The 4846-nt window shown below is 63.8% G+C and carries 5 protein-coding genes and 2 pseudogenes; 2 read left to right on the forward strand and 5 right to left on the reverse strand.

Going from position 1 to position 4846, the window contains the following annotated elements; genetic code table 11:
• The 5 genes and pseudogenes from ENZ74_RS22055 to ENZ74_RS22075 form a co-directional block, all read right to left on the reverse strand.
• Window positions 1–941, reverse strand: a pseudogene (locus tag ENZ74_RS22055) (hypothetical protein); the annotation flags it as partial.
• Window positions 942–1198: 257 nt separating this feature from the next.
• Window positions 1199–1642, reverse strand: coding sequence for a DUF1284 domain-containing protein (locus ENZ74_RS22060; RefSeq protein ID WP_063167655.1), 444 nt, complete (start codon window positions 1640–1642; stop codon window positions 1199–1201).
• Window positions 1639–2232, reverse strand: coding sequence for a biotin transporter BioY (locus ENZ74_RS22065; protein WP_063167654.1), 594 nt, complete (start codon window positions 2230–2232; stop codon window positions 1639–1641). The genes ENZ74_RS22060 and ENZ74_RS22065 overlap by 4 nt, the downstream gene beginning before the upstream one ends.
• A gap of 107 nt (window positions 2233–2339) precedes the next feature.
• Window positions 2340–3008: a GntR family transcriptional regulator gene (locus ENZ74_RS22070; RefSeq protein ID WP_063167653.1), complete on the reverse strand. Its 669-nt coding sequence runs from the start codon at window positions 3006–3008 to the stop codon at window positions 2340–2342.
• Between the two features lie 105 nt (window positions 3009–3113).
• Entirely contained in the window at window positions 3114–4130 is a 1017-nt protein-coding gene (locus tag ENZ74_RS22075; protein WP_013532830.1) for a polyprenyl synthetase family protein, read from the reverse strand.
• A 200-nt stretch (window positions 4131–4330) separates the two neighbouring features.
• Between ENZ74_RS22075 and ENZ74_RS22080 the strand changes: the two genes are divergently transcribed.
• Both ENZ74_RS22080 and ENZ74_RS22085 read left to right on the forward strand, forming a co-directional pair.
• Window positions 4331–4555: a DUF2007 domain-containing protein gene (locus ENZ74_RS22080; protein WP_063167652.1), complete on the forward strand. Its 225-nt coding sequence runs from the start codon at window positions 4331–4333 to the stop codon at window positions 4553–4555.
• Window positions 4555–4846 (forward strand): annotated as a pseudogene (locus tag ENZ74_RS22085) (methyltransferase); the annotation flags it as partial. The gene ENZ74_RS22080 and the pseudogene ENZ74_RS22085, both read left to right, overlap by 1 nt.

The following is a 4846-nucleotide window of genomic DNA, read 5'->3' on the forward strand; positions in this document are numbered from 1 at the left end:
AGGGCAGCGTCGCTATCAGGCTTCAAAGCAAGCGCATATTGCAGATAGAGGCGCACGAAGGGCTCGCCGCCGCCACGGTTGAGCGCGGTGGCGAGGTCGAGCAGGATTTCGGAGGCGCCATCGGATGGGCCGGCCACCAGGGGCGCAATCTTGTCGCCTTTTGCAATTCGGTCGCGCAAGGCGACGATTTCCAGCTTGCCAGGCGAAAACGCCTCGGCCTGATCGAGCACCGACAGCGCCTTGGTCTTGTCGCCCTTGCGGGCCAGGAACGAGGCGTAGGCCTGGGCGTTGCGCATCCAGGTTTCGGGAGCGGCACCACCGGCGGCGGTATCCTGCATGGTCGCGGCGTAGATCGCCTCGGCCTTTTCGGGCATGCCGGATGCATCAGCGATCAGGGCGCGGTGGAACGACTTGAACAGGCCGAACCAATCCGGCCCCTGCAGCTTGTCGATGGACGCCATCGCATCGGCAGGCTCGCCGGCGCCTTGCTGCGCCCAGCCGGACATCACCCCGGAGATCAGCCGGTCGAGATCGGATTCCAGCGACAGCTTGAGCCAGTACTGCGCCTTGGTGAAATCCTTCTTGTGGAAGGAATCGACGGCGAGCGCCAGCCGAGAGAAACGCTCGATGTCAGGCACTTCCTTGAGCTTGTCGGCATAGACCAGGGATTCGTCGAAGCGCCCTTGCGCGATCAGCGACAGCATCAGGCTCTGCTGCAGGCCGGTGTCGCTCGGGTCGAAGGCCAATGCTTGCTTGTAGTAGGCGATGGCGCTGTCGAGGTCGTTATCGCCTTCGGCGATCCGGGCTGCCAGATAGGCGCCCGAAAACGACGTGATCTTGACCGGTTCGGTGGTTTGCTTGGCATAGGCCGGCAAAGCCGAGATCGCCATGCCTGTCACAATTGCCAGCCTTGTCAGCCAGCGCGCACGTCCTTGCCGCATCGTATCCCTTTCAGCCAGGCGCCATCTCCGCGTCAGCGGGATCGGCGTAGACTCGATCTTTCCAGGCAAAGCATGGCCTTTTTGGGGTCGCGCTTCAATCCGCCTCGAATTCACAATCCGGGCACCCGATTAACAAATCATGGCGACAGGCACCAATTTTCCGCTCTTGGGATTTCGGCCATGGCCCTACGCGGCGCCGAATATATCACAGATTCGACGCTGAGGCTCCGCTTCGACCGCCAAGGCTCGGGCCAATATCAGCCCTTGCCTGGCGAGGCAGACCGTTGCACCAGCGTGTCGCTGTAGCCGCCGGCCGCTATCGTGCTGCACAGTTCGTTCCATTCGCAGCCGCCGCAGGCCTTGCGTACAAGGCCAGCCGAAAACGCCTGCCGCATCCGGCCCAGCATCGCCGTGTCGAGATCAACACAGGTGCCGACCTGGATTGGCCGTGCCAACAATTCTTCCACGTCCTGCGCGGCGAGCCGGTCCCGCTCGACGACGCTCTCGTTGAGGCAGTGCGGTTCCGGCTCGTCGAGCAACGGGGCGCAGACATCGTCTGGGCCGGAAACGAGGAGGACGTCCTCGCCCCGGCTCAGGCGCTCCGCTACGCGATCATAATTGGCGGTGAAGGCGGGGCTGTATCCCTTGCCCACATAGGTGAGCAGGCAAAGGAGGTGATGGGCGCGCAGCCTGATCGTCACGGATTGACCAGCTTGGCCTTGCCGCCGCGAAGCGCCATGAGCGTCGCGGCACCCAGCGCCGACTTGAGCAAGCCGCCGACGATGAACGGCAGGAAGCCGAAGGTAACGGCCTGTTCGGCTCCAATCATGACGGCAAGCCATGCTGTGCCCAGCACAAGGCAGGCAAGGTTGCCAAGCAGCATGGCGACGAAGGCAAGCATCACCCTTTTGCCGTTCCAGCCGCGTTCGGCCAGCCAGCCGACCAGTGCGCCGACAAGCGGGAAGGCGAAGAGATAGCCAGCCGTCGGCCCGACGAAATGCGCCGCACCCGCTGCCCCTCCGGACAGAACGGGAAAGCCGACCGCACCCTCGACCAGCCAGGCGGCGATGGTGAGCGCGCCAAGCCGCCAGCCATAGAGCGCGCCGACCAATGTCACGGCGAAGGTCTGCATCGTCACCGGGACCGGCACCATCGGCACTTCGACGTAGGATGACAGCGCCAGGAACAGGGTGCCGAGCACAACGGCTCCAATCTGCCAGGCAAGAGAACGATCCTGGAGCCGGAGCGGGCTGAACGACGGCTTGCTGGACGAGAATGCGACGTCTGTCATTGGGATTCCTTCGATCGATTTCAAATTATAGATAATTTCTGTTTTCGATCTATTATCGAATCCACACTTCCCTGGAGATTGCAAGCCCTGGCTTTGGCGGAGGCCGTCTAACCTACGATGGCGAAGGCTTCGCGCGTCGTTCCGGAAGCCGTCCTGACCGGCTTGCGGCCAATCCATTGGACGTGCCGCCCCAGTGTGACGGCCGCCGATTCGGTGTTTCCCTGCCGCAAGGCGGCGAGGATCGCGCGATGGTCCTGATCGGTGCGTGTCTCCCACTCCGAGCGCCATGCCGCGAACAGGAAACGGGCGCTTGCCGCGTGCAGATCGTTGATGGTGGCGAGCAGGCGCGGCATGCCACATGGCGACAGGATCAAGCGGTGGAAGGCGCGGTTGGCCTCTTCCCACGACCGGACATCGCGGGACTTGTCGCCAGCCTTGGACGCCTCCTCGGCGAGATCGAGAATGGCCGATGTCAGATGCGGCGCCGCGTGGCGCAGCGCCAGCACTTCAAGGGCGGCGCGCATTTCGGCGACTTCCTTGACCTCGCCCAGGTCGAAAGACGCGACACGCACGCCGCGGCGCGGTTCGCCGATGGCCAGCCCTTGCGCCTCGAGGCGGCGGAAGGCCTCGCGCACCGGAACATGGCTGGTTTGGAATTCCTCGGCGATGTGATCCTGCCGAAGCCTGGCCCCCGGCTCGATCGCACCGGAAATGATGCGGTCCGCCAGAACCTTGCTGATGCGCACCGCGATGGTGTCGTCTGTGCCCTTTGCCATGTTTTATAGATAATTTGCGGCAGGGCGGCTTGTCGAGACGGCGGGACCGAATTCCTAAACTTCCTCTTAGCGCAGGCCAGAGATAGCGTCGCGAAAGTCCAGCCTTTAGTTGACCCGGCTGATGCAGAAATCGATGACGTCGATCAGCGCCGATTTCTGCGGCGTCGCTTCGAGCGGCGCCAGCGCGTCGCGGGCAATCTCGCCGAAATGGCGCGCGCGTCCGATCGTGTCGGCAATGGCGCCGTGGCGGGTCATCAGGCCGGTCGCCTTTTCCAGGCCGGCGTCATCGGCGACATTGTCCTCGATGGCGCGCTTCCAGAAGGTGCGCTCGGCCTTGGTGCCGCGCCGATAGGCGAGAATGACCGGAAGCGTCACCTTGCCCTCGCGGAAATCGTCGCCGACGTTCTTGCCGAGATCCTTGCTGGTGCCGCCATAGTCCAGCGCGTCGTCGATCAGCTGGAAGGCCAGGCCGAGATTCATGCCATAGGAGCGCAGCGCCGCACGATCGTTGCGCGTCGCCTGGGCGATGACCGGGCCGACCTCGGCAGCAGCCGAAAAAAGTGCGGCGGTCTTGGCCTTGATGACGGCGAAATGCTCGTCCTCGGTGGTTTCGAGGTTCTTGGCGGCGGCAAGCTGCATGACCTCGCCCTCGGCGATGATCGAGGCTGCACTCGACAGGATGTCGAGCGCCTCGAGCGAGCCGACATCGACCATCATGCGGAAAGCCTGGCCGAGCAGGAAGTCGCCGACCAGCACGCTTGCCTGGTTGCCCCAGATCATGCGGGCGGTCTTCTTGCCGCGGCGCATGCCGCTCTCGTCGACGACATCGTCGTGCAGAAGCGTCGCGGTGTGCATGAATTCGACGGAGGTGGCGAGCTTGACGTGGCCCTCGCCGGCATAGCCGAACATCTGGGCTGCGGCCAGCGTCAGCATCGGCCGCAGCCGTTTGCCGCCGGACGAGATCAGATGGTTGGCGACCTCCGGGATCATCTCGACGTCGGAGCCGGCCTTGGACAGGATCAATTCATTGACGCGCCCCATATCGGCGGCAGTCAGATCGATCAGATCCTTGATGGAGGCGGGCTCCCGCTTCCCGTTTTCGATGTTGAGAACGACACCCACGACAATCACTCCCGTCTTGGTATAGAGCGTGCGACGGCACCCTTAGTCCCTGTATGGACTCTAGGGCGGCGGACATGGGCACGGCAAGTGGCGAATTGGCGCGGCGGCGGCGACAGAATGTCAACGACCCCAAGGGAACGGCTCTGCCCCGGAATCCCCTGCCCGTTTACATCAATAGCGCAAACTGCGAGTTTCATACGATGATAGAACTAGTCCGCACCAACGATGCCGTGATCATTTCCTTTGTCGAATCGCTGATGCGCGACGCCGGCATTGCCTGCTTTGTCGCCGACCAGAATATGAGCATTCTCGAAGGGTCGATCGGTCTTTTGCAGAAGCGCGTCATGGTCGACGCCGACCAGGCCGACGCGGCACGGCGCATCCTCAGGGATGCCGGCATCGCCAACGAAATCCGCGGAAAATAATGTCCGCCGCGCCCGCCGCCCTTGTCCCGGACACGCCGGCCCATACGGTCGACGCTTTCCATCGCGGCCGGTTCTGGCTGGTGCAGCCCAAGCAAGGCGGTCATCGCGCCGGCATGGATGCGATGATGCTGGCGGCCTCCGTGCCGTCCTCTCTTGCCGGTCGTCTCGCCGATTTCGGTGCCGGTGCCGGGGCCGCCGGCCTGGCGGTGCTGTCGCGCTGCCCGGCCGCTGAGGCGGTGCTTGTCGAACGCGCGCCGGAAATGGCGGCCTTCGCGGCAGCCACCCTTGCCC

This window comes from Mesorhizobium sp. M7A.F.Ca.CA.002.15.2.1 (assembly GCF_003998715.1).
GTDB lineage: Bacteria > Pseudomonadota > Alphaproteobacteria > Rhizobiales > Rhizobiaceae > Mesorhizobium > Mesorhizobium ciceri.